The sequence below is a fragment of the Maledivibacter sp. genome (genome assembly GCA_025210375.1).
Taxonomy (GTDB): Bacteria; Bacillota; Clostridia; order Peptostreptococcales; family Caminicellaceae; genus JAOASB01.
On the sequence record JAOASB010000007.1, the window covers coordinates 100,723 to 125,458 of the forward strand.

18 protein-coding genes, 1 pseudogene and 1 other annotated feature are annotated in these 24,736 nt (G+C 32.8%); of the genes and pseudogenes, 17 read left to right on the top strand and 2 right to left on the bottom strand.

The window, feature by feature from the left end; all coding sequences use genetic code 11:
* Positions 1–24: 24 nt before the first annotated feature.
* The 6 genes and pseudogenes from N4A68_02680 (at position 25) to N4A68_02705 (ending at position 9,308) form a co-directional block, all read left to right on the top strand.
* Positions 25–1,668, top strand: coding sequence for a M20/M25/M40 family metallo-hydrolase (locus N4A68_02680; protein MCT4563223.1), 1,644 nt, complete (start codon positions 25–27; stop codon positions 1,666–1,668).
* Between the two features lie 94 nt (positions 1,669–1,762).
* On the top strand, positions 1,763–2,866 hold the full coding sequence (gene aguA / locus N4A68_02685; protein MCT4563224.1) for an agmatine deiminase: 1,104 nt from the start codon (positions 1,763–1,765) through the stop codon (positions 2,864–2,866).
* 1,231 nt (positions 2,867–4,097) lie between these two features.
* Positions 4,098–4,862, top strand: a pseudogene (locus N4A68_02690) (sigma 54-interacting transcriptional regulator).
* A gap of 734 nt (positions 4,863–5,596) precedes the next feature.
* A complete protein-coding gene (locus tag N4A68_02695) occupies positions 5,597–6,901 on the top strand; it encodes an amidohydrolase (protein MCT4563225.1) in 1,305 nt (434 codons plus the stop codon).
* A gap of 59 nt (positions 6,902–6,960) precedes the next feature.
* On the top strand, positions 6,961–8,382 hold the full coding sequence (locus N4A68_02700) for a sodium:solute symporter family protein (GenBank protein MCT4563226.1): 1,422 nt from the start codon (positions 6,961–6,963) through the stop codon (positions 8,380–8,382).
* A gap of 179 nt (positions 8,383–8,561) precedes the next feature.
* On the top strand, positions 8,562–9,308 hold the full coding sequence (locus N4A68_02705; protein ID MCT4563227.1) for a gamma-glutamyl-gamma-aminobutyrate hydrolase family protein: 747 nt from the start codon (positions 8,562–8,564) through the stop codon (positions 9,306–9,308).
* Positions 9,309–9,640: 332 nt separating this feature from the next.
* Here N4A68_02705 and N4A68_02710 read toward each other — a convergent pair whose 3' ends face one another.
* Both N4A68_02710 and N4A68_02715 read right to left on the bottom strand, forming a co-directional pair.
* The gene (locus N4A68_02710) at positions 9,641–10,069 is read right to left on the bottom strand and encodes a hypothetical protein (GenBank protein ID MCT4563228.1); all 429 of its coding nucleotides are present in this window, start codon (positions 10,067–10,069) and stop codon (positions 9,641–9,643) included.
* A gap of 22 nt (positions 10,070–10,091) precedes the next feature.
* Positions 10,092–10,442, bottom strand: coding sequence for a hypothetical protein (locus N4A68_02715; GenBank protein ID MCT4563229.1), 351 nt, complete (start codon positions 10,440–10,442; stop codon positions 10,092–10,094).
* A gap of 498 nt (positions 10,443–10,940) precedes the next feature.
* Positions 10,941–11,188 (top strand) — a binding site (T-box leader).
* Positions 11,189–11,331: 143 nt separating this feature from the next.
* Between N4A68_02715 and N4A68_02720 the strand changes: the two genes are divergently transcribed.
* The 11 genes from N4A68_02720 to N4A68_02770 all read left to right on the top strand — a co-directional run bounded on the left by N4A68_02720 (position 11,332) and on the right by N4A68_02770 (position 24,734).
* Complete coding sequence (locus N4A68_02720) at positions 11,332–12,282, top strand: ABC transporter substrate-binding protein (protein MCT4563230.1); 951 nt, start codon at positions 11,332–11,334, stop codon at positions 12,280–12,282.
* Between the two features lie 11 nt (positions 12,283–12,293).
* Positions 12,294–13,139: an ABC transporter permease gene (locus N4A68_02725; protein ID MCT4563231.1), complete on the top strand. Its 846-nt coding sequence runs from the start codon at positions 12,294–12,296 to the stop codon at positions 13,137–13,139.
* 18 nt (positions 13,140–13,157) lie between these two features.
* Complete coding sequence (locus tag N4A68_02730; protein MCT4563232.1) at positions 13,158–13,919, top strand: ATP-binding cassette domain-containing protein; 762 nt, start codon at positions 13,158–13,160, stop codon at positions 13,917–13,919.
* Positions 13,920–14,074: 155 nt separating this feature from the next.
* Entirely contained in the window at positions 14,075–14,845 is a 771-nt protein-coding gene (locus N4A68_02735) for a L,D-transpeptidase family protein (protein ID MCT4563233.1), read from the top strand.
* 236 nt (positions 14,846–15,081) lie between these two features.
* Positions 15,082–15,594: a thiol peroxidase gene (gene tpx, locus N4A68_02740; GenBank protein ID MCT4563234.1), complete on the top strand. Its 513-nt coding sequence runs from the start codon at positions 15,082–15,084 to the stop codon at positions 15,592–15,594.
* Between the two features lie 509 nt (positions 15,595–16,103).
* Positions 16,104–17,792: a glycosyl hydrolase family 18 protein gene (locus N4A68_02745; GenBank protein MCT4563235.1), complete on the top strand. Its 1,689-nt coding sequence runs from the start codon at positions 16,104–16,106 to the stop codon at positions 17,790–17,792.
* Positions 17,793–18,089: 297 nt separating this feature from the next.
* The gene (locus N4A68_02750; GenBank protein ID MCT4563236.1) at positions 18,090–18,488 is read left to right on the top strand and encodes an FxsA family protein; all 399 of its coding nucleotides are present in this window, start codon (positions 18,090–18,092) and stop codon (positions 18,486–18,488) included.
* Positions 18,489–18,755: 267 nt separating this feature from the next.
* Positions 18,756–20,180 carry a sigma 54-interacting transcriptional regulator gene (locus tag N4A68_02755; protein MCT4563237.1) on the top strand — a complete coding sequence of 475 codons (1,425 nt, stop codon included), beginning with the start codon at positions 18,756–18,758 and terminating at the stop codon, positions 20,178–20,180.
* Between the two features lie 280 nt (positions 20,181–20,460).
* Positions 20,461–21,561, top strand: a complete 1,101-nt coding sequence (locus N4A68_02760; protein MCT4563238.1) for a Xaa-Pro peptidase family protein — start codon at positions 20,461–20,463, stop codon at positions 21,559–21,561.
* 456 nt (positions 21,562–22,017) lie between these two features.
* Positions 22,018–23,454, top strand: a complete 1,437-nt coding sequence (locus N4A68_02765) for a sodium/proline symporter (GenBank protein ID MCT4563239.1) — start codon at positions 22,018–22,020, stop codon at positions 23,452–23,454.
* 377 nt (positions 23,455–23,831) lie between these two features.
* The gene (locus N4A68_02770) at positions 23,832–24,734 is read left to right on the top strand and encodes a glycyl-radical enzyme activating protein (GenBank protein MCT4563240.1); all 903 of its coding nucleotides are present in this window, start codon (positions 23,832–23,834) and stop codon (positions 24,732–24,734) included.
* The last annotated feature ends 2 nt before the right edge of the window (positions 24,735–24,736 follow it).

Here is a 24,736-nt window from a genome sequence, read left to right on the forward strand (position 1 = left end):
TATTTGATGCAAGGAGGGGATCAAATGCCTCTTAAAAATACGAAAGAGGAAATTTATTCGTTTTTAATGAAATTTTGTCAGGTCAAAAGTATAACAGATTCAGAGGGCGAAAGATTAGCTCCAAAATTTATTTATGATGAATTAAAGAAACTCACATATTTTAAAGATAATCCACGGGATATTTTTTTACAGGAGATCGAAGAAGATCGACTCAAAAGATCAAATCTATGTGCCCTTGTAAGATCAAAAAAACAAACTATGAATACAATTATTTTAATGGGGCATTTCGATGTCGTGGATACCGATGTTTGCGGAAATTTAAGGGATATGGCCTTTTATCCTGAAGAATATACAAAGGAAATTGCTAAAATAGATATTCCAGCAGAGGCTATGGCGGATTTAGAATCTGGGGATTGGATATTTGGCAGAGGCGTGGCGGATATGAAAAGTGGTTTAGCAGTACAAGCTGGACTTGTTGCAGAGTTATCTGAAAATCCAGAGGAGCTAGATGTAAATATTTTATATATAGCTGTTGCAGATGAAGAGAACAATGCCTGTGGTATCCATAAGGCTCTAGAACTTGTTGAAGATATGAAGAAAAAAGGCTATGAATTCCTATGCTGTATCGACAGCGAGCCAACCATTACACAATTAGATAAGGGCTCTGGGTGGATTCATCTAGGGTCTATAGGGATGTATACACCCTTTACATTTATTCTAGGGAGAGAAACCCATGTTGGTGAGTATTTTGAAGGTTTGAGTGCAGCTTTGATTGCCTTTAAATTAGGAGGGCTTATAGAAGGTAGTGGTGAGTTTGCCGATAGCTTCAAGGATGTGGTGTATCCACCCCTTGCTTGCTTGAAAATAAAAGATTTAAAGCCTACCTACTCAGTAACGGTCATAGAGCGTATTGCAATGTACTATAATGTGCTTTTTGTTAAAAAGACCCCCGATGAAATATTGGCTGTATTAAAAAAAGCTGCAGGCTGTGCATTAGAGAAATCAATAGCAGAACAAAATATGAAAGGGGTTACCCAAGGTACACAGACTAAAGAAAAGATACTAAAGGGAAGAATAATCGAGTACAATGAACTCTTGAGCCTTGCAGCAGATCAATCAAATGAAGATATTGAAAAGATTATAGAATCCTATTTACAGACTCTTTCATCACAAATGGAACTACAGGAAAGAGGAATGATGCTTGTCAACCATTTGATCGATATAGCAAAGTTGAAGGGCCCCGCTGTTATTATTGGTTTTTTACCTCCCTATTGTCCTGCTTTATATAATGAGCGTAAGACAAAGAGAGAATTAGATATCCTAGATACCGTTGAGGAAATCATACAGGAAGCAGAAAAAACATTTTCTGTGAAAATTCATACAGCTGAGATTTATGAAGGAATATCGGATTTGAGTGAGTTTGGATTTAAGGGAAATGCAATGGATGAGCAAGCCCTTGCAGAAAACATACCAGCCTGGGGAGTGGATTTTGTTTATCCCTTCCATAGATCGAAGACCTTAAATATACCGGTTTTGAACATTGGCCCCATAGGTAAGGATGCCCATAAGCTTACAGAAAGATTATATCTCCCCTATGCACTGGAAGTTCTACCTTTCTTGTTAAAAAAGATGGTATTAGGACTTGCCAAAAAAGCAAAGAAGCAGTAATATAAATAAAAAAATCACCTGTAAAGTATTAGTTTGAGATTGTGCTTGGCTTTTAATAAGGTTGACAACAAATGAAGCGGTGGAGATGAAGAAGATGGCAAAAATACTAAAGGGAACACCTAAAAAAGATGGCTTTAGAATGCCAGGAGAATTTGAACCCCATAAAGGGTGTTGGTTAGTTTGGCCTGAAAGGACAGATAACTGGAGATTGGGGGCAAAGCCAGCTCAAAAAGCATTTGCTGAGGTAGCTGAAACAATAGCAAAATATGAAGAGGTTACAATGTGTGTATCTCAAAGACAATATGAAGCTGCACGGCAGATGCTTAGCAGTAATATTCGTGTGGTGGAAATGTCAAACGATGATTCTTGGATGAGGGATATAGGGCCTACCTTTGTTGTAAATGATAAGGGTGAAGTTAGGGGTGTAGATTGGCGGTTTAATGCATGGGGAGGCTTAGTAGACGGTTTGTATTTTCCATGGGATAAGGATGATCAGGTGGCAAGAAAGGTATGTGAGATTGAAAATATAGATTATTATTCCCTAGAGGATTTCATACTTGAAGGAGGAGCAATTCATACGGATGGTGATGGCACTGTGATTGTAACAGAAGCCTGCTTACTACATGAAAGCAGGAATCCTAAAATGACAAAGGAAGAAATAGAAAATATATTGAAGGAATATCTAGGAGTAGAAAAGGTTCTATGGCTTCCAAATGGTATTTATCTTGATGAAACCAATGAGCATGTGGATAACATTGTACATTACTGTGACCCAGGTGTATTAGTTCTTGCTTGGACCGATGACAAAAATGACCCACAGTATCCTCTTTCAAAGGCAGCATATGACTATTTGTCCAATGAAACCGATGCTAAGGGTAGAAAACTTGAAATACATAAATTACACATCCCCAATAAAGTATTGATCACTAAGGAGGAAAGTGAGGGAGTTGATATTGTAGATGGAACTCTCCCTAGAAGGGAAGGCGATAGACAAGCGGCTTCCTATGCTAATTTTTATATAGCCAATGGCGCAGTGATTTTACCTTTATTTAATGATGATGTGTACGATAAAAAAGCAATAGAAATCTTAAAAAATATTTTTCCTAAAAGAGAAGTTGTTGGCATATATGCTAGGGAAATAATTCTAGGCGGTGGAAATATTCACTGTATTACTCAGCAGCAAGTCCTAGGTAAATAATTATCAAAAACAAACTATCAAATATTTGTTGTAGATGGTACAACTATTCAAGTACCAGATTTATTCTAAAGTTGTATAATATGAAAAAAGTATGCTTTAACATGCATATCTTTTTTTAGGTGATTTTTAAATATTCTTCTAGATTTTTTCTATTATAAATTAATTTTCTTGTTTACAAGTGGAATAGGTGTAATGGATATATAAAGGAAAGCATATTAAAGAAAGAATATAATTTGTTAAGTAGACAAATAGAGAGGATAACTGGTATCAGCGAGGGGAGATTGTTTTAAAAGTATAAAAATGCTAATAACCTTGTCTATATGACACTTGAAGAACTGGAGGTATACAAATGAAAAAAGTTGTTATTGTGACAGATTTTCAGGGGCCGGTAGTTAAAGAGATAGAAAAAAATCTAAGAGAAGTTTTTAATGAAAAAATCATCATTGAAAAAGTTTATGTTAGTAAATATGAAGAAGGAAAGCAATTGGAAGGCGATTTATTGCTATTTATGTTACCTAGTCGAGTAGAACACATGCGAAATGCTTTAAGAGCAGATGCTAATATTGTAATAGTCTCTCGAACTATTAGAGAGAAAAAAGCTCTTAAGATTTTTGAAATACCAGAGGGGTCAACGGTTCTTGTTGTCAATGATTGTTATGAAAATACACTTCAGACAATTGCACTGCTATACAAATTAAGAATAAGAAATTTGAAATTATTACCCCATGATAATACAATCGATTTTTCAGATATAACTATAGCAATTACACCGGGTGAAAGTTTTCGTGTGCCAAAACATATAAAAAAAATTATTGATATAGGTAATAGATGTTTAGATTCAGCAACTATGATTAATATTGTTAATATATTAGGGATAAATGATAGAGATACGAATAAAAGGTTGTTGAAATATATAAATACAACAGCTAATTTGGAAGAAGGGATAAAAGACCAATATAGACGTTTAATTATTAGACAAGAACAATTAAATACTGTTATTGCTATTTCCCATGAAGGTGTTCTTCTTGTTTCGGAACATGGACTTGTTTTACTCCACAATGAACAAGTGAGTTGTTACTTAGAAAAATCTATTATAGATGGAGAGACACAATTGCAAAGTCTACTTGAAGGAACGGCTTTAGAGGATCAAATGGATTTTATGGATGAGCTTATTGAAATTAATGGAAAATCCTTTCTAGTTACAAAGGAGTTGGTAAGCCATATTCCAAACATGGAAGAATATGCTATTATTTTTCGTGATGTAACTTATATCAAACAGTTAGAGCAATCTATTAGGGTAAAGCTTGAATCAAAAGGGTATCGAGCAAAATATAATTTCAATGATATTGTTCATAAATCAAAAGTGATGGAACAGTGTTTGAAGAAGGCAATGCGTTTTGCGTCAAATGATTTAACGGTATTGATTGAAGGAGAAAATGGTACGGGTAAGGAACTAATTGCTCAGTCAATTCATAATCATTCTACTCGAAAACACGGTCCATTTATTGCAGTGAACTGTGCAGCTCTTCCTCAAAGTCTTTTAGAGAGTGAATTGTTTGGTTATGAAAAAGGCTCTTTTACAGGTGCTAGAAAAGAGGGGAAACGCGGTTTATTTGAACAGGCATGTGGAGGTAGTATTTTTTTGGATGAGATTGGCGACATGCCTTTTCCTCTCCAATCTAGATTACTCAGAGTTATTCAAGAAAAACAGGTTATGAGAATTGGTAGTGACTTTGTTATTGAAGTAGATGTAAGGATCATATCAGCTACTAATAAAAATCTATGTAATGCTGTGAAAAATGGGCAATTTAGAGAAGATTTATACTATAGAATTAATGTATTGCCTATAAATGTACCGCCTTTAAGAGAACGGAAAGAAGATATTTTATTACTTTTCAATACATTTCTAAAGGAGCCTTCTTATGTTATGCCTTTTCACCTGCGTCAAATATTACTAGATTATCACTGGGGTGGTAACGTACGAGAACTTAAGAATATTACAGATTATTTTAAATTGATGAGAGAGACAGAAGAACCATTTCCACCCTATTTATTAGAACATCTGAATTCTCATTCTGATAATGATTTGAAAGGATATTTTGAAATAACTATATTACGTTTGTGTTATGAAGCAGAAAGGCAGGGTGTGAGCTTAGGGCGTCAAAAACTACGACATCAGATTGAACAAGAAGGCATTTTTGATATTAGCGAATATCAAATTAGAAAACAATTAGAGCAGATAGTTAAAAAAGGCTTAATGATAATTCAAAAGGGTAGGGTAGGCTGCCGGTTGACAGATGAAGGACGGCGTATTGTTGAAAGTATAGAAGATGATGATATAGATTAAAATGGACGAAAACATTTAATTGGATTAATAGGAACCATCCAATTAAATGTTTTTTTAAAATGATTTTTTAGGAAAGCGTTGAAAACTCTTGTTAATCTAATAATAGAAAATTGGCATAAATGTTGCTTAATTACATAGTAGTAATAACTTTAATAGAAGTAAATAAAATGGAATTGTAATAAATATCCAAATTCTTTAGAAATAGCTTAATAAAAGACAAAAAAATTATTTTATGAATATTAATAAAGAAGCTAAGTCAGCAACAAAATTATCAAAGGAAGTTGTTTATCTCCTTATTGGTGTGCATAGTGACTATGTTATATCATTTTAGAGGGATAACATAAATATTAGGAACCCATAAAATTTATTGAAGGAGTGAAAAGATGGATAAGAATTTTGAGGAGAAAATCATTGGTTATAGGAGAGAGTTTCATAAATACCCTGAGACGTCGTGGAAAGAATTTAGAACCACTGCAAGAATAGCGGAGATTTTAAATTCCTTAGGATATAAGAAAATAAAAATGGGTTTAGAAGTAGTAGATTCAAATATTATTATAGATCCAATTAAGCTTAATAAGGAAGAAATACAAATAGAAATGAAAAGAGCTATACAACAAGGAGCTAAAGAAGAATGGGTTAATAAAACTAGCGGATATCCTGGGTTAGTTGCTGAATTAGACACTGGTATCGATGGACCGGTTACAGCATTTAGATTTGATATAGATGCCTTAAGTAATTATGAAATTTATGAAAAAGGACATAGACCTTATGATGAAGGTTTTGCCTCTGTAAATGAAAGTAGTGTACATGCATGTGGGCATGATGGACATACTGCTATTGGTTTGGGATTAGCCGAAAAAGTCATTGGAAATAAAGAGCAATTTAAAGGAATTATAAAATTCATCTTTCAACCATCAGAAGAAGCAGGACCTGGAGCATCTTCCATGGTACAGAAAGGTGTAGTAGATACAGTTGATTATTTATTTGCGATGCACCTTTGTTTAAGCCACCAAGGAAAGCCTTTGCCATCTAATACATTAGCTGGAGGATGTAGTGATTTTTTAAGTATTAAAGGTTATGATGTATATTTTGAGGGCAAATCTGCACACCCTTGCGGTGCATCACAAGAAGGTAAAAATGCACTTCTCGCTGCATGTACAGCAGCACTAAACATACATTCTATAGCACCCCATGAAGAAGGTTTATTTAGAGTCAATGTAGGAGAAATCCATGCTGGAGTTGGTAGAAATACAATTGCTCCAAATGCACATATAAAGCTTGAAGTAAGAGGTGAAAATGACAATATAACAGAATACGGCAAAACCCGTATTTTAACAATATTAGAGGCTGCAGCTAAAATGTATGACTTAAAGTATGAATTAGTTGATTACGGAGGAACACCAAGTGGTAATTCTGATACACATATGATTGAACTAGTTAAAGAAGCAGCAGAAAATGTAGAATGGTTCAAAGAAATTTATGATTATGGAAATGTTGGTGGTAGTGATGATGCAACTGTAATGATGAAAAGAGTACAGGAGAGAGGAGGCGGAGCAGTATATTTTGGAATAGGTGCAGATAGTCCTCAACCGTTACATAATTGTAAATTTGATTTTGATGAAAATGCATTAATAGCAACAATAGATTTATGTATAAATATCATTAAAAAAATTAATGGAAAGAGGTAATAATTAATAAATAATATGTTTGGGTGTATAAAAAAATATTGTTAATTTGGAGGGGTTTTATGAATATATTGGATATTTTAGGTATAATTCTTGTATTTGCAACAGTAGCGTATATAGGTTATCGTTCATCAAAAAGTATTAAAAATTCAGAGGATTTTCTAATAGCTGGAAGATCTTTAGGAAAAATGCAGGCAGGTCTTAGTATGGCAGCATCTGACCTCGGAGGAAGTGGTCTTATAGGAGCCGCAGCATATTGCTATACTGTTGGTATTGCAGGAGCATGGTGGAATTGGTGTGCAGCACCAGCGTTTATTATTCTAGGACTTTTTTTTGTTCAAAGATTAAGACCTTTAGCAGTATCTACAGGACCAGAGTTTTTGGAAAGAAGATACGATAAAAAATCAAGGTTAATTTCTTCAGTAATGCAAATATGTTCAGGAGCTGCATCATTGTCAGCACAGTTTGTAGTTGCCGCTGTAGCATTAAATGTTATAGCAGGTATTGATCAAAACTTAGCATTAGGATTAAGTGTAATATTTGTACTTTTATACACAATGGGTGGAGGACTAATAGCCGTTGTAAATACAGATGTATTTCAATTTTTTATATTAGTAGGGTCTATTCTCGTAGCACTTCCATTAGCTTTAAATAATGTAGGGGGCTTTGGGGAACTAATAAATTCTGTGCCAGAGGAGTTCTTTAATATTGGGGCAATAGGTTATTGGACTCCGATTTCATGGATATTAATGTGCTTCTTTACTTACTCTACTAGCCAAGCTTTTTTACAAAGAGTTTTTGCATCTAAAGATACTAGTACAGCAAAATTTGCGTATGTATTCACAGGAATAACATATATATTCTACGGAGCAGCAGTTGGATTAATCGGAATAGTAGTTTCAGTGATGATGCCTGGACTAGCTGATACAAATGCAGCATATCCACTATTAATAAAGGAAATACTTCCTGAAGGATTGGTGGGAATAGCATTAGGTGGAATATTTGCAGCTACAATGTCAACTTCTGATTCAAAATTAATGTCAATAACACATTTATTTGTTAATGATATTTACAAGCCCTATATAAATAAAGATGCTGATGATAAGAGTATTCTGCGTATGTCAAGAATTGTGACCTTGGCTTGTTGTGTATTGGCAGTTGGCTTTGCTTTGTTATTTAAAGATTTAATAAAAATAGTATATATAGCAGGTTTATTCTATTCAACAGCGGTATTTTTCCCAATGATTTTAGGAACTTTTTGGAAAAGAGGAAATGCCCAAGGAGCCTTTGCAGGGATTATTAGTGCTATAGTGGTTGGATCAATATCAGAATTTTTCTTGAAAGGAAACTTTTCAGGAATTCTGGGGTTACCATCAAATATTACAGGTTCACTTTCGGGATTAATTATATTTGTAATAGTATCATTAGCAACACCAAAACCATCTGAAGAAAAAATTGCTTTTATTAATGAATTAAATAAGTAAAATAAGTAAAATAAGCAATATTAGATACTTATTTTATATAAATATACATTGGTTAGTTTTTGTAAAAGAAAATTGGCAGTTAAGGATGAATAAATGAAATTGATAATTATTAAATTTTCAAGCTCAAAAATATTGGAATTTTAACTAAATCATAATGAAATAATTGAAGGAGAAGACTAATGAAAAAAACAGTAATTGGTATCGTAGGAAATACTCTCAAAACAATAACTGAAATATCTGGTGAAATAGAAAGGGCGTACGTTAATCGTAGCTATGTGAGAGCAGTGGAAAGGGCAGGGGGAATTCCTATTATAATCCCTTGTACTGGAAATGTTAAAATTATTGAAGCACAAGTTTCCCTTTGTGATGGTTTTCTATTTACAGGAGGAGAAGATATAGATCCAAACCAATATGGTGAAGGACCATGTCTTAAACTAGGTCCAATTAAACCAGAGTTAGATATGTTTCAGTTAACATTCTTTAAAATTGTGCAAAAATTAGACAAGCCAATATTAGGTATATGTAGAGGTCTTCAAGTTATTAACACTGGACTTGGTGGTACTTTATTCCAAGATATAGAATGTCAATGTAAAGATGTTTATCAGCATTTTCAGACTGGAGGGCGTTCTCACAGTGTTCATAAAATTCAATTGAGTGAAGGCTCAGTGTTGAAAAATATTTTTCAGTCAGTAAATTTATCTGTTAATAGTCTTCATCATCAAAGTGTCAAAAAATTGGGGAAAGGCCTTAAGGTTTGTGCTGGCTCCGAAGATGGAATAATTGAAGCTATTGAATCTGATATGGGCAAAAAAATAATAGGTGTTCAGTGGCATCCAGAAGAGATGATTGATTCCACACCAGAGATGAATAAGCTATTTGATTGGCTTATAAAAGAATCTAGTTTTAAACCATCTTTTATTAAATGAGCATAGCTGGAACAAAAATGAAGGATTAGGTGAAAATACTTTTTTATTTAAAAATATACTTGTCCCCGTGATTCTACGCGGTGGAAATATTCACTGTATTACTCAGCAACAACCGTTATGCAAATAATTAGCAAAAACAATCCTCGGATTATTATCCGAATGTCATATCAATATACTTCCGCCTACATATAAATATATATGTGGGCGGAACCTATGTTGAGAAGGCTATTTATCTATATCAAATAAAAAAATGACTGAAAATAGTATGATGCATCAGTCATTTTGTATTACTTAGATCATGGTATTAAGATTGTTTTGTTTATGAATCACTTTTATTCACTATCTTCACTACTATTTTCTAAATCATTAGATTCTACAATCTTCTCTTTATCTTGTTCTCTGAAAATCACTTTTGAAATATGGGGAGATAATTTCACACCTATAACAACAAATATTGCTATAATAAAGGTCTCTATTCCAGCCTTAATACTTACACCCTTCATAACTAAAGCAGAAATAAAATCCGTTAATACACAAAATCCAAGGGCTCCCCATACTCCTGCCTTATCGAAAACATATACCATTAACATTAGTAACGGAATGGATACTACGATCCCTAATAAAACAGTATATAATAACGAAAAACTAGAATAATTGCTCAGAATATGTATCATTCCAGCCATCCTCGGGCATACCACAAAGAATGCAAAACCTAAGCTTGCTGTTATATTTTCCTTTGTAAAACCCAACTTATTTTCCATGGTCATCACCTCTATGTACAATTTAGAATCCTAATATAAGACTTGATATCATTGGTGATAATTTCACACCTAGTATAACAAATATAGCTATTATACAGGTCTCTATGGCCGCCTTATTACTAATTTCATTCATAATAAAAGCAGCGGCGAAATCAGTTAATACACAGATAATAATGGCTCCCCATATACCCATATAATTAAAAGCTAATACCATCAATAATAACAATGGTATAGATAATAAGGTACCCACCAAGACTGTCCTTAGTATTGAAGCATTTGAATGTTTATTAATAACATGCATCATCCCAGCCATTCTTGGACAAACAATAAATAGACCAAAGGCAATAATTGAAATAAACATTTGACTTGCCATTACTACACCTCCAATTAAATCCATAGGCTAACCTATATAGAGATTCCAGTGAAAACTTTGATTTATACATGTCCAAAACTCCCAGAAACACTGAGTAGTTGTAGATGTATAAATTAAGATTTACTTGGAACTCTCTATATGATAATCAAATTATTGGTAATGATAATCGTTATCTTTATAATATTCCTATATAGATAATTTGTCAATTAATTCTATTGTTAGATCATAATGGAATAGAGTTATTAAAAGATTGGTCAAGGGAGATATAGTTGAAAATAAACCACGGATTTCGATAAATAACCATATTTGAATATGTAAAACTCAAGTAAACTTATTGAGGAAATTGCATAATTATAACTTGGCACAATTGCATAATAAATGTGGTATGCCTCTAGGGCACTTAAGACTATATGTATTAGTAAGTTTTTAAGGATTGTAATATGCTATTGACAAACTATAAATTGTAATATATAATTTCTCTAATACAAAAATTTAATATTTAAAACTGTGATTGAGAGTAGTAGGTTTATGGAATAATTACAGAGAATCAGACATTGGTGAGAGTTTGATATTGTGAAATAAACTGAATGGACTCATGAGTTGAAGCTGAAATAATAGTAGGTGACACGGTTTTCTCCCGTTACAGAGATAGAATATCGGATGAAAAATCCCGTATTTGAAAAGAGATAAAGGTGTTCTATTTATACCTTTAAAAGAGGTGGTACCGCGATATATTCGCCCTCTATGCACTATTAAGTGCATAGAGGGCTTTTTATTTTGTAAAGGAGGGATTTTATGGCACTGACATTTATCTGAAGGTTATTATATAGATTTGGTTTTAATAGCATTAAAAATTTAAAAATATTAAAGAAAATTCAGGAGGTATATTATGATGATGAGATTAAGAAAATTAAGTATATTGATGATTGCATTATTCCTTATTTTAACTGGGTGTGGGCAAAATAATAGTTCAAAGAAATTAATCCAAATTGGCATGACTCAGATAGTAGAACATCCTTCATTAGATGATATTAAACAAGGTATTGTAGATGCATTAAATGAAAATGGTTATGGGGAAGGTGAAAAGATAAATATAGAGTTTAAAAATGCTCAAGGGAATATGGAAAATACTCAATTGATTGCAAAGTCCTTTGACAAAAAGGATTTAGTTGTAGCTATAAGTACTCCAAGTGCCCAAGCGGCTTTTAACAATTTAAAGAGTATGCCCATAATTTTTTCAGGAGTTACTGATCCCGAGAGTGCTGGTTTAGTAGGGAAAAATATTACCGGTGTAAGTGATATGACCCCTGTAGGGAAACAACTACAACTATTAAAAACACTTATTCCCGATGCTAAAAGAGTGGGTATAGTATATAATTCCAGTGAGTTGAATTCTGAAATTCAAGTAAATATTGCCAAAAAAGAAGCTGCAAAATTGGGTTTAGAGCTGGAGATAGCATCTATTACTAATACCAATGAAATGGCATTGGCATTAGATAAAGTACTTAAAAATGTAGATGTATTATATACACATGTAGATAATACTTTAGCATCATCATACCCATTAATTGTAAAGAAATCCGAGGAATTAAATATACCAATAATTGGGGCCGTTGATGATTTTGTTAAACAAGGGGCATTGGCAACGGAGGGAATAAATAATTACAAAGTTGGATATCAAACCGGTCATATGATTGCAAATATACTAAAGGGTGAAGAAATTTCAAATATTCCATTTGAGACATTAAAGGATACAGAACTTATTATAAATAAAAAAGCAGTTGAAAAATACAATATAGCTTTACCCGAGGAGATAAAAGAAAGGGCAATATTTAGGTAAGGGGGAGTAGTATGAATATAATTTCAATTCTTGAACAAGGATTTATATTTGCAATAACAGCATTAGGAGTTAGTATATCCTATAAAATATTAAACTTTCCAGACTTATCTGTTGATGGTAGCTTTCCTTTAGGGGCTGCCGTCACCTGTGCAATTATAATAAATGGATATTCACCATTTATGGCTTTACTCATGGCTTTATTGGCAGGCGCTATTTCTGGATTTTTTACTGGATATATCCATACTAAATTCAATATAACAAATCTACTATCGGGAATAATTGTAATGATAGGTCTATACAGTATCAATTTAAGAATAATGGGAAAGGCAAATGTCCATGTTTTTAACCAAAATCATATATTCAAAAGCAAGTATCCTGCTTTATTGATTATATTGGTATTGATAATTTTGTGCAAATTACTAATGGATTATTTGCTAAAGACTAAATTTGGATATATTTTAAGGGCCTTAGGGAATAACCCTAATGTAGTAAATTCCCTTGGACTTGATGATAAGAAATATAAAATAATTGGACTTATGATAGCCAATGGACTAGTTTCATTATCGGGAGGTATTTTAGCCCAGTATCAAGGATTTGCAGATATAAGTATGGGTACAGGTATATTAGTTACAGGACTTGCTTCTATTATATTAGGTGAACAAATTTTTAAAACAAATAAGCATATTAAATTAACTACCATAGTTATAATCGGAAGTATTATCTATAGATTAATCATTGCTTTATCATTGGAGATTGGCTTTACAGCCAGTGATTTAAAGTTAATAACAGCATTAATTTTACTGGGCATATTAATAATTGACAGCAAAAAACATCATGTAAAAAAGTTATTAACTTAAAGTGTTAGAGGTGATCAAATGATAGAATTAAAAGAAGTGATAAAGAAATTTAAAACAATAGATGGAGAAAAAATTGTATTTGATGAATTAAATTTAAGGATCAAAAAGGGAGAATTTGTGACCATAGTAGGGAGTAATGGTTCAGGAAAATCAACCCTTATGAAGATATTAACCGGTGATATAGAAGTAGATAAAGGGGAAATAGTATTTAATAATAATAATATAGAAAATCTTAATTCCTTTAAAAGAAAAAGATTTATATCAAATGTATATCAAGATCCTAATATGGGCACAGCATCGAATATGACTGTATTTGAAAATTTATCCATGGCAGATAACAAAGGACATATATATGGACTTTCATTAGGACTGAATAGGATGAGAAAAAGCTATTACATTGAAGTTTTGAAAGAGCTTGAATTAGGCTTAGAAGAACAACTAAATACAAAGGTAGGGCTTTTATCAGGAGGGCAAAGACAAGCCGTTGCATTGATTATGGCTACATTAAAAACTCCAAAGCTATTGTTACTAGATGAGCATACGTCGGCGTTAGATCCTAAAACATGTGATAAAATTCTTAATAAGACCCAAAATTTAGTTAAGAAAAATGAATTGACTACAATCATGATAACCCATAACCTAAAAACAGCATTAGAATTTGGGAATAGGCTTATTATGCTAGACAATGGCGAGGTAGTATTAGATGTTAGAGGAAAAGAAAAAGAAAAATTAACTATTGAATGTTTATTAAGAAAAATGGGGAAGGCTATATATGCTTGATAGCAGTGCTAACGGAACATTTTATTGACGTGTCAAAGTGACGTTTTGTTTGCTACGGAAAACAAAATAATTAGCAAAAACAATACCCCACTTATTGTCCAAATGTCATATGTATACATTACCCCCACATATAAATATATATGTGGGGGTGACTTATGTTGAGAAGGTCATTTATCTGGATACTTATATGTATAGCATGTATAAGTATTTTAATGGGCTTTGGAAGGGAGGTCTTTAAGGATACCAAACTATCTGAGTACCTAACAAATGTCTTTAAAAATAAAGGAATCAGAGAATATAGCCTTTGGGAAGAAAGAAAAATGAAGGAAAATCCCAATTATAAGAATTTAGCTATATTTATTGACATAAATTCCAAAACTTTAGAACTTATAAATCTTAATGATAATCAAGTAGTAAAAAGATACATAATAGCTAGTGGTAAGCAGAGTACACCCTCTCCTGTAGGAAGCTGGAGAATTATAAATAAGGGAAGATGGGGACGCGGTTTCGGAACCAGGTGGATGGGATTGAACGTACCCTGGGGGAAGTATGGTATACATGGCACAAATAAGCCTAATTCAATAGGGTGGGCATCCTCACATGGCTGTATACGTATGAGAAATGATGATATAGAGGAATTATACAAAATAGTGAAGACGGGAACACCGGTCACCATATGGGGAGGGGTTTTTGGACCCTTTGGAAATGGATTTAGGATATTGGAACCTGGATATACAGGAGCCGATGTCTATGAAATTCAAAAAAGAATGAGGCAAAAAGGATATTATCCATTGTATGTAGATGGAATATATGGAGATGGTATGAAAAGATACGTAATAAAATTTAGAAAAGATAAGGGATTAAGAATCACCCATAATATTGACTATGAGTTTTGTAGGGCCCTGGGGATAGAGTTAATTGAATAAATCTAATTCATTAGGATGGGTATTTTTTCATGGGTGTATAGGCATGAAAAATAAGGATATGGGAAAAGTATATAAAAAATTTGTTCATATTAATTCTAATTCTTGTGTTAGATATATAATATACTGGGTATAACTATTATAGACTGATAATGAGAAGCATTAACGAATGATTAGCAAAATGAATATGAACAAATAAATTTTATTATGATTATTAGTATATATTGAGGAGGAATATCATGAGAAAAGAAGCTATCAAATTTGCAGGAAATCCTATAACATTGAGGGGAAATGAAGTCAAGGCCGGTGACAAAGCTGAAAACTTTAAGGCTGTGAAGCAGGATATGTCAAGTTTTGATTTCTATAACGATACAAAGGACAAAATAAAAATCATCAGTGTAGCACCATCTATAGATACATCAGTTTGCTCGCTTCAGACTATGACATTCAACGAAGAGGCTTCTAAACTAGAAAGTGATGTTGAAATAATCACTATTACTGTAGATTTGCCATTTGCCCAGAAAAGATTTTGTGGAGCAAAGGGAATAAATAATATTCAAGTAGTATCAGATCATAAGGATTTAGACTTCGGAGAAAAATATGGGTTTGTTATGGATGAGTTAAGACTACTTGCTAGAGGAATTGTTGTGGTGGATAGGGATAATACTGTAAAATATGTTGAGTATGTTGAAGAAGTTACAAATGAGCCAAATTATGATAAAGCTCTAGAAGAAACAAAAAAACTACTATAAAATCTTCATTCAAACATAAATATAAAAGCAATGAATAAGGCATATGAAAGAAATAAATAGGGCATTTTATGAAGAAATTTGGATTGTTTTCGAGGTATCGTAGGGGAGCATATCGTGTATATGTAAGGGAACGATAACGAAGATAAATAATTCAAATAACAAGTGAAATGACCTATTTATTTTTTGAATATGCCTTATACTATGAGCATTGAGAACTTTGCTTGTGGTATTATTTATTGTTTAGGCTTCATATAATATTACAAATAAATATGAGTATGGTAAAATTTTATGATTGATTGTTAAGCCCTTTAAATATTACAATAGTATATAGAATAAGTTTTATTCATACCAGATTATTCATGAAATGTTTGAAAAAATAGGTAGCAGAGTTTAAGTTTTTCTATGGATAATATGGGATTTATGCTTTGATTTTCAGTTCATTAAAAATCAATAATACCTCACCAAAATAAAGGTGGGGTTTTTTACAATCAAAAAAGGGGGGATATATTTTGAAAAAAGACAATTTATCTATAGTTGGATTTCTTTTAATTACCTTGCTTACATTTATTTTTATTGTTTACAGTTCTCACCTTGAGGTTCAGCCTGTCTTAAATAACATGGAAGATGAAAAGTTGCTGATAAAAAAGCCCAATTCCTTTATTGAATATCATATAAAAGATAATGAGTTTATATTGGATAAAGATAAGACCCTTTATCTATCCGTTGATATACTATCTAAACACTTGATGGTAAAAACCTATTTTGACCCCGAAGCTAAAATAGCAATAATAACAACCCTGGATAAGGTTATAAGATTCTATGGTGAAACTGATAAAGTTAAGATAAATGATAGAGAAGTAGATCATATTAAGCCTATGATTATCAATGATGGAAAGCCTTTGATACCAATAAATCAAATCGAAGGTGATTTAAATATTGATAGTAATATTTCAGAAGGTACTAATAATGTGGTTATTAATAGTTTACTGGATAATAGTGCCATAGGAAAAACAAGTAAGAATAATGTGATATTAAAAAAAGAAAAAAATATTTGGGCTAATATCGTAGGAATATTAAATGAAGGGGAGAAACTCGAAATAATCGGAGAAGATAATGGATGGGTTAGAGTAGTAACCAGTGATAGTACAGAGGGTTTCATAAAAGAACAATATGTCGTAAATAGAGAAGAAGTTATTGGTGTTCAGCCTGAAAAAAGTCAATCGATTTGGCAGCCCGAGAGGGATAAAATATTCCTTACATGGGAGAGTGTGTATTCTAGAAATCCTGATACAAAAAAAATCAGCCCTATGGATGGATTAAATGTCATATCCCCTACCTGGATACATCTTATAAGTCCAGATGGACAATTGAAGCATAAAATAAGTAAGAATTATATTAGATGGGCTAAGAAAAGGGGCTACAAGGTATGGGCTCTTTTCTCAAATTCCTTTGACCCTAAGCTTACGGATGAATTTCTAAATAATACTACAGCCCGTGAAAGGGTTATAGGGGATCTGATAAAGCTAATAAAAGATAATAATATGGATGGAATAAATATTGACTTTGAAAATGTGTATTTGAAGGATAAAGAATTGTTGGTACAATTTATTAGGGAAATGACACCGATTTTTCATGAGAACAATCTAGTTGTATCTATTGATGTAACAGTAATAGGTGGAAGTGATAATTGGTCAAGATTTTTAGATAGAAAAGCCTTGGGTGAAGTTGTGGATTATATGGCGGTTATGACCTATGATGAGCATTGGGCTTCAAGTCCTGTAAGCGGGTCTGTAGCTTCATTAGGTTGGGTTGATAAAAGTATTGAGAGAATACTTGAGGAAGTACCAGCTGAAAAGATTTTATTGGGATTACCATTTTACACTAGAATATGGACAGAAACCCCATCAAATTCAAAAGCAAATAAAGTGAATGTAAAATCAAAGGCAATTTCAATGAATACTGCAAGAAACATACTTGAAAAGGATAATGTTATAAAATTATGGGACGAGAATGCAGGACAATATTATGTTGTATATTCTGAAGGGAATAAAGTCTATAAGATATGGATGGAAGATTCTAAGTCCATCAAGCTTAAAACAGATATTGTCAATAAATATAACCTAGCAGGCGTAGCGGCATGGAGAAGAGGTTTTGAAACTGAAGATATATGGACTACAATAAACGAAAATATAAATTAAGTCACATTAAAAATACCCAGAAACATCGGATGTTTTGATATGTATAAGTTAAGATTTACTTGGAACCCTATAGTTTTACGCTCCTCCTACAAACCAGTTTCTCATCTAAATAGAAAGAAGACAAAACTGCTTTGTAAAGGGAGCTAAAAGGAAACCTCAGAGGCTACTTTCGTTCCTTAAGTTTTATTGGCGTAAAATTATGACTAGTTTATTTTTTGAATGTGCCTAAATAGTTCTTTAAAAGATAGAAAAAATAATATAAAATATGAGAAAAGAACCTTGTGAGGAGAAAAGGATATGCTATTTAGATTGATTTTACTTTTTACCATAACTCCAATAGTAGAATTATTTTTACTTCTTGAGTTATCAAAGATAACAAGTATATGGACTACCATAGGCATAGTTTTGGTTACAGGAGTTATTGGTGCCAGCCTAGCAAAAAGCCAGGGTAGGTTAATCATTACTAAAATTAGAATGGAATTAAACGAAGGCAGAATGCCTGGGGATCAGCTAATAAATGGCTTATGTGTATTGGTAGGAGGAGCTTTACTACTAACTCCAGGAATTGTAACTGATATATTAGGATTTAGCTTAGTTATCCCTGTAACTAGAGAAATCTTTAAAGGATTTGTGAAGAAAATACTTTCTAAAAGACTTCAAGATGGGAGTATAAATATACATTATAGAAGATGGTAAGTGAATAAAGCTTCTTATGATATTTAGACGGTTTTCATATATAGATTTCCTAAAGTTAAACTTTTGACTGGAATCTCTATAATGAAAACTGTCTTTTTTTGAAATCAAAGAATATGTTTCTAAATCTATATAAAGGGTTTTTGGAAAAAAAGTAGAATTAGTAATTTGTATTTATAGAAAATTTATAAAAATCCGAAAATTTATTAGTGGGTATGGATAATAAATACAGTTATTCTATATTATCTTTATGTGAGGAGATGAGGAAGCTTGGATCATAAATTTCTATTAGAAGCAATACTTACCCATCTAGATGAAGGAATAATAGTGGTTGATACAAATGCAAATGTAACTTTTTATAATGAACCGGCAACAAGCATAGCAGGGATTTCAAAGGAAGAAGCTATTGGTAAAAATATATTAGATATTTTTACAGATTTAAATAATGAAACTAGCACATTTTATCATGTGCTTCGGACTAAACAGTCGATAATTGATTATGTGCAGACCTATGCTAATTACCAAGAAAAGAAGGTCACAACAGTAACATCAACCATTCCCTTATTAAAGGAAGGAAAGCTTGTTGGAGCCTTGGAGATATATAGACCCTTTAATAGTGTTAAGGAATTATCCGATAAGGTTGTTACTTTGCAAAAGGAATTATTCAAGAAGAATTCAAGTGAAAATGAATACAAGGGCAATGGGACTCAATATATGTTCAAGGATATTGTTGGGAAAAGTGATGCCATAGTAGAGCTTAAGACAAAAGCAAAAAAAATTGCAGAAAGTTCATCTCCGGTATTAGTCTATGGAGAAACTGGAACCGGTAAGGAACTACTAGTACAGGGAATCCACAACGCAAGTATACGAAGAAGGGATAAGCCCTTTATTGCACAAAATTGTGCCGCAATTCCTAACAGCCTATTAGAAGCTATTCTCTTTGGAACATCCCTAGGAAGTTTTACGGGGGCCAAGGATAAACCAGGATTGTTTGAATTAGCCGATGGAGGGACTCTTTTTCTAGATGAAATCAATTCAATGGATATAGAGCTTCAAGCCAAGCTACTAAGAGTTCTTCAAGATGGTATTATCAGAAGAGTAGGAGGTAAGAAAACTATCAAGGTGGATGTAAGAGTAATCGCTTCTACAAATGAACACCCCATAAGGGTTATTGAACAGAAAAAACTAAGGAAAGATCTGTATTATAGATTGAATGTTATTTCTTTAAACATTCCTCCCTTGAGGGAAAGAATAGAGGATATATTTGTCTTAGTAGAAAATTTTATAAAATTATATAATAAAAAATTAGATAAATGGGTGGTAGGAGTAACAGAAGAATGTATGGAGTTAATGCTTAGGTATAATTGGCCTGGCAATATAAGAGAATTAAAATATACTATTGAAAGCATTATGAATTTTACTGATGAAGACAGAATATCAGTAGATGATCTACCTTTACATATAAGACAATATAAGGCAAGTGAAATAATACAAGAAGAAATAGAACAAGACCATATTGAACTTCCTCCACTTAAGAAAGCAATATCACAATATGAGAAAAAATTAGTTATAAGAGCTTTGGAAAGGTCAAATGGTAATTGTGCAGAGGCTGCAAGATTATTAAAGGTTCCCAGACAAACTTTGCATAATAAAATCAAGAAGTATGATATAAAATTAATGTATAGAATTGAATAATAATTTGAGGAAATTGCATAATTTTTACTTGGCAGAATTGCATAATATACAAGGTAATTATGGAATTTGCTCATTTGATAATTGTACTAAAAGAAGAATAATGAAGACACTTAAAATAAAATCCTTAAACAATATAATTTATATTTTAATAATGAAAATATTACCATAAAAAGGTATAATAGATATGAAACAAAAAAGTACAAGAATATTTAAAGCCATAACTTAAAAGTACGACATAAATCTCAAACCAAAAAATAATTTAAAGTATGGAGGGATTGAAATGTTGAATAGTCAGTACATTGATAAGCTCATAAGTATAATGAAGGATGAAGGGCTAGATGCAATGTTTATAGCACCTTCAGAGGATTTAGAATTTTTAATGGGTTTTTCACCCCATATGGATGAAAGATTTCAAGGACTCTTTATAACTAATGATTCTAAGTTGTTTTACATAGTTCCCCAGTTAAACAGAGAAGAAATTAAAGATGCTTTAGGTGAAATGGGAGGCGTTTTCGATTGGGGGGATGGAGAAGGATTTTTAGGTGTCCTTTCCAAGACCTTTGAGGACTACAATTTGATAGGCAAAACCATTGGGGTAAATGGGACGGCAAGGACCGTTAATATGTTGGATATAAAAGGCATAGTAGATGTTGATTTTAAAAATGGGAAACCTATCTTAGAAGAATTAAGAATTATAAAGAGTGAAGATGAGATAGATAGACTTAGGGAAGCCGCTAGGATGGCAGATAAAGTATTTGAGGAGCTTGTAAAATTTATTAAGCCGGGGATAATGGAAAGGGATATTAGTAATAAAATTGAAGAATTATTTATGGAAATGGGTGCCGATGGACTATCGTTTTCACCAATTGTAGCTTCAGGCCCTAATAGTTCAAAACCTCACTACAATAAAGATTCTAGAATCATCCAAGAAAAAGATGTAATAATTCTTGACTTTGGGTGCAAATACAAAGGGCTTTGCTCAGATATGTCAAGGACAGTTTTTGTTGGAGATATCTCTGAAGAAGAAAAAAGAATATATGATATAGTTTATAGAGCCAATGATGAAGCGGAAAAATTTGTAAAGGTAGGAGTTGCTGCCCAAAGTGTTGATGAGGTTGCCAGGAATATTATTAAAGAAGAAGGACATGGTGAACATTTCCTAAATAGAGTTGGTCATGGAATAGGCTATAGTGTTCATGAAGCTCCGTATATAAAGGGAGGAAATGAAAGAAAGCTTCAGACCGGAATGGCTTTTAGTGTTGAGCCAGGAATATATATACCTGGTAAATTTGGTATGAGGATAGAAGACATTGTGGCAATCAGTAAAAATGGGGCAGAGGTGTTAAATAAAGCTCCTAAAAAACCAATTGTTATAAAGTAAATATGGGCTTAAAATATTTCTGTAGTTATGTAGGTGTCCCAGAAAAAAGACTTTGTATTAAAAATAATATATAAGTTGTCTCAAAAAAGAGATAATATATGGAATAAAAGAAAAATATTGTATAATAATTAATATTTCAAAAATTTTGACCCTATGGAGGTCTTCAAAATATTGATAGATGCTTTCTTGGTTTACAAGGTAAAACTAGTATTTATCAGTAATTTAGAAGAGTTTTCATAGGTGTTTTTTTTAGTGGTCATAGATATTGGCACGCAATTTGCAAAATATTAAAATAAACAGAATATTGAAGCTAATCACCATGGACAAAGTAATGTTAAGGGGTTAGAGGTGGACTAAATGCTTGAGGAAATGACTATAGGAGGTGAATTAAAGCAAAAAAATATGCATACATTAAAGGTGCATTGACTGCGAATGTATAAAGGGAGGGGAATTTATATGCAGGGGAATTTTTATACCACAATTGGACTATTTATATTTTTATTAGCAGTAATTCTTATAGGATATTGGTCATCTAAAAAGGTCAAAACTTCCGATGATTTTTATTTAGGTGGAGACAAGATACCGGGATGGGGCCTAGCATTATCAGAGCGCTGTTCAGATATGTCTGGATGGCTACTTATAGGGGTTCCGGGAATAGCATGGCAGACGGGATTATCAAGTATATGGATCATTGTAGGTGCTGCAGGTGGCGCAATATTTCAATGGATTGTGTACTCAAGACCATTTATGGAAGGTAGGAAAGAAACTGGAGCCTTGACACCAGTTGGACTTATAGCAGAGAAATTACCTGAAGACTGTAAATGGGTAAGATTGCTACCGGGAATAGTGACCTTTGTATTTTATATGGGATATATAGGATCACAGTTCTTAGCCGGTGGAAAAGTTTTGAATCAAACCTTCGGAATTGATACTACCATAGGATTACTAATTGTAGCAATAATTATAATTATTTATTCATTTGTGGGTGGATTTATGTCAGTTGTTTGGACTGATGTTTTACAATCTCTTCTTATGGTAGTCACTTTAACAATATTGCCTATAATTCTATTTGCTAAAGTATTAGCTGATCCGTCATTATCTATTATGGCATCCCTACGATCTGCAGGGCCTGAACATGCCTCCTGGCTGGGAGGTAAGAGTGGTGCAGCGGCGATGGTGCTGTTAGGTGCGAACCTAAGTTGGTTCTTCGCCAACCTAGGAGGATATCCTCACTTAGATGTAAGAATGATGGCCATTAATAGTGAGAAGGATAGAAAAGAAGGATTAATAACAGCAACAATTTGGAGCATATTAACTTCCGTAGGGGCCATACTTATAGGATTATTGGCAAGAACGCTTCATGGTGCCCCTGCTGCATTAGTTGCCGATAGAGAAATGACATTACCATTTATGGTGCTTCAGCACACTCCAGCAATTATAGGAGGTATATTATTAGCAGGGGCTTTAGCAGCTATGATGTCAACGGCAGATTCCCAATTACTTGTAGCGGCTTCAGCTGCGGCAGAGGATTTATACACTAAGGTATTTAAAAAATCAGAAACAATAGATGAAAAAACATTACTTAAGATTACAAGACTGGCCACTTTAATAATTGGGGCTTTAGGATTAGGTTTTGCATTCACAGCTAAAGATTTTGTTTATACTTTAGTTAGTTTTTCAGCTACTGGATTATTCTCAGCCTTTGGGCCAGCAATTACCTTAACATTCTTCTGGGGGAAAAAAGTTTCTAAGCAAGGAATTATTGCTGCATTTATAGCGGGGCCTTTAACTACCATATTATGGGTTAGTCTAGGACTCACATCAATTATAACAGTAAGATTAGTTGCCCCGCCAGTAGGATTTATTGTAGCAATTGCAGCATCTCTGATATGACCTAGAAAAAATATGCTGAAGGGAAATAGCCTATAGAGCATTAAAATTTGAAGTCTAACCTGATGTCCTCTACTTAAAAGTTGGGGACATTTTTGTTGTTATGAAACAAAGAATATTCAAAAAAATATGTTGATTTTTGTCCCGAAAAAGAGACGCGGTCTGATAAAATAAAGTATATGGCGTCTCAAAAAAGAGATATGCAATTTCCTCAATCATTTAGGAGTATGTTTATAGGAATTATTACGAGTAAAGTGGCATATGTACAAAGACATTATTAAGCATAAAGGAATAAATTTATAGTCTCAAAATATTGGCATGTAATTTGCTTTGATATATAAGTAATAATGCTTACTTTTCAAGTCGATAGGAGCGATATAATGAACCAAGGAATTGTTTTTAATATTCAAAAATACTCAATACATGATGGCCCAGGAATAAGAACAACTGTATTTTTAAAGGGATGCCCATTGGAATGCTGGTGGTGCCATAATCCAGAGAGTCAAAAAATTAATCCACAGCTTACATTTAAACCAAATAAGTGTATTGTATGTAGAGAGTGTGAAAAGTTTTGCCTCCATGGAGCAATAAGCTTTAAAGATGAAGGTTTCAATTATAATGAATCAATATGCAAATTATGTGGTAAATGTGCTGAAATTTGTCCTAGTGAGGCATTGAAGTTTATAGGTGAAAATTTAAGTATAGAGGATACCATTAAAGCAATAGAAAAAGATAAGATTTTTTATGAAGAATCTGGAGGCGGGGTTACCTTTTCAGGGGGAGAGCCATTATTTCAAATAGATTTTTTAGATGGACTTCTTACAGCCTCAAAACAAAAAGGCCTACACACTGCTGTAGATACCTCAGGATATTCAACATGGGAAAATATTAAAAGAATTAAAGATAAGGTAGACCTATTTTTATATGACATTAAGCATATGGATGATGAAAAACACAAGGTTTATACTGGGGTTTCCAATAAACAGATACTTGAAAATCTAAAAAAATTGGCGTTAGGGGGCAAAAATATTTGGCTGCGAATACCTATTATACCTGGTATAAACGATGATGACTTAAATATTCGAAGAACTTGTAAATATATTTCATCATTAAATTTAAATGAGGTATTTATATTACCTTATCATAATATAGCTGTGGATAAGTACCAGGGATTGGGGATGGAATATAAGATGCCCAATGTAAGAAATTCCGAGGATCATGTAATGCAACAAATTGCTAAAATATTTAAGGAATATGGATTAAATGTCAAAATTGGAGGGTGATA

Excerpts from the sequence above, each read along its gene's own strand:
- N4A68_02750 (MCT4563236.1), top strand. The coding sequence starts at position 18,090 with ATGCTATTTAGATTGATTTTACTTTTTACCATAACTCCAATAGTAGAA.
- aguA (MCT4563224.1), top strand. The coding sequence starts at position 1,763 with ATGGCAAAAATACTAAAGGGAACACCTAAAAAAGATGGCTTTAGAATG.
- N4A68_02770 (MCT4563240.1), top strand. The coding sequence starts at position 23,832 with ATGAACCAAGGAATTGTTTTTAATATTCAAAAATACTCAATACATGAT.
- N4A68_02715 (MCT4563229.1), bottom strand. The coding sequence starts at position 10,442 with ATGGCAAGTCAAATGTTTATTTCAATTATTGCCTTTGGTCTATTTATT.
- N4A68_02695 (MCT4563225.1), top strand. The coding sequence starts at position 5,597 with ATGGATAAGAATTTTGAGGAGAAAATCATTGGTTATAGGAGAGAGTTT.
- N4A68_02725 (MCT4563231.1), top strand. The coding sequence starts at position 12,294 with ATGAATATAATTTCAATTCTTGAACAAGGATTTATATTTGCAATAACA.
- tpx (MCT4563234.1), top strand. The coding sequence starts at position 15,082 with ATGAGAAAAGAAGCTATCAAATTTGCAGGAAATCCTATAACATTGAGG.
- N4A68_02760 (MCT4563238.1), top strand. The coding sequence starts at position 20,461 with ATGTTGAATAGTCAGTACATTGATAAGCTCATAAGTATAATGAAGGAT.
- N4A68_02700 (MCT4563226.1), top strand. The coding sequence starts at position 6,961 with ATGAATATATTGGATATTTTAGGTATAATTCTTGTATTTGCAACAGTA.
- N4A68_02765 (MCT4563239.1), top strand. The coding sequence starts at position 22,018 with ATGCAGGGGAATTTTTATACCACAATTGGACTATTTATATTTTTATTA.
- N4A68_02730 (MCT4563232.1), top strand. The coding sequence starts at position 13,158 with ATGATAGAATTAAAAGAAGTGATAAAGAAATTTAAAACAATAGATGGA.
- N4A68_02710 (MCT4563228.1), bottom strand. The coding sequence starts at position 10,069 with ATGGAAAATAAGTTGGGTTTTACAAAGGAAAATATAACAGCAAGCTTA.
- N4A68_02720 (MCT4563230.1), top strand. The coding sequence starts at position 11,332 with ATGATGATGAGATTAAGAAAATTAAGTATATTGATGATTGCATTATTC.
- N4A68_02680 (MCT4563223.1), top strand. The coding sequence starts at position 25 with ATGCCTCTTAAAAATACGAAAGAGGAAATTTATTCGTTTTTAATGAAA.
- N4A68_02735 (MCT4563233.1), top strand. The coding sequence starts at position 14,075 with ATGTTGAGAAGGTCATTTATCTGGATACTTATATGTATAGCATGTATA.
- N4A68_02705 (MCT4563227.1), top strand. The coding sequence starts at position 8,562 with ATGAAAAAAACAGTAATTGGTATCGTAGGAAATACTCTCAAAACAATA.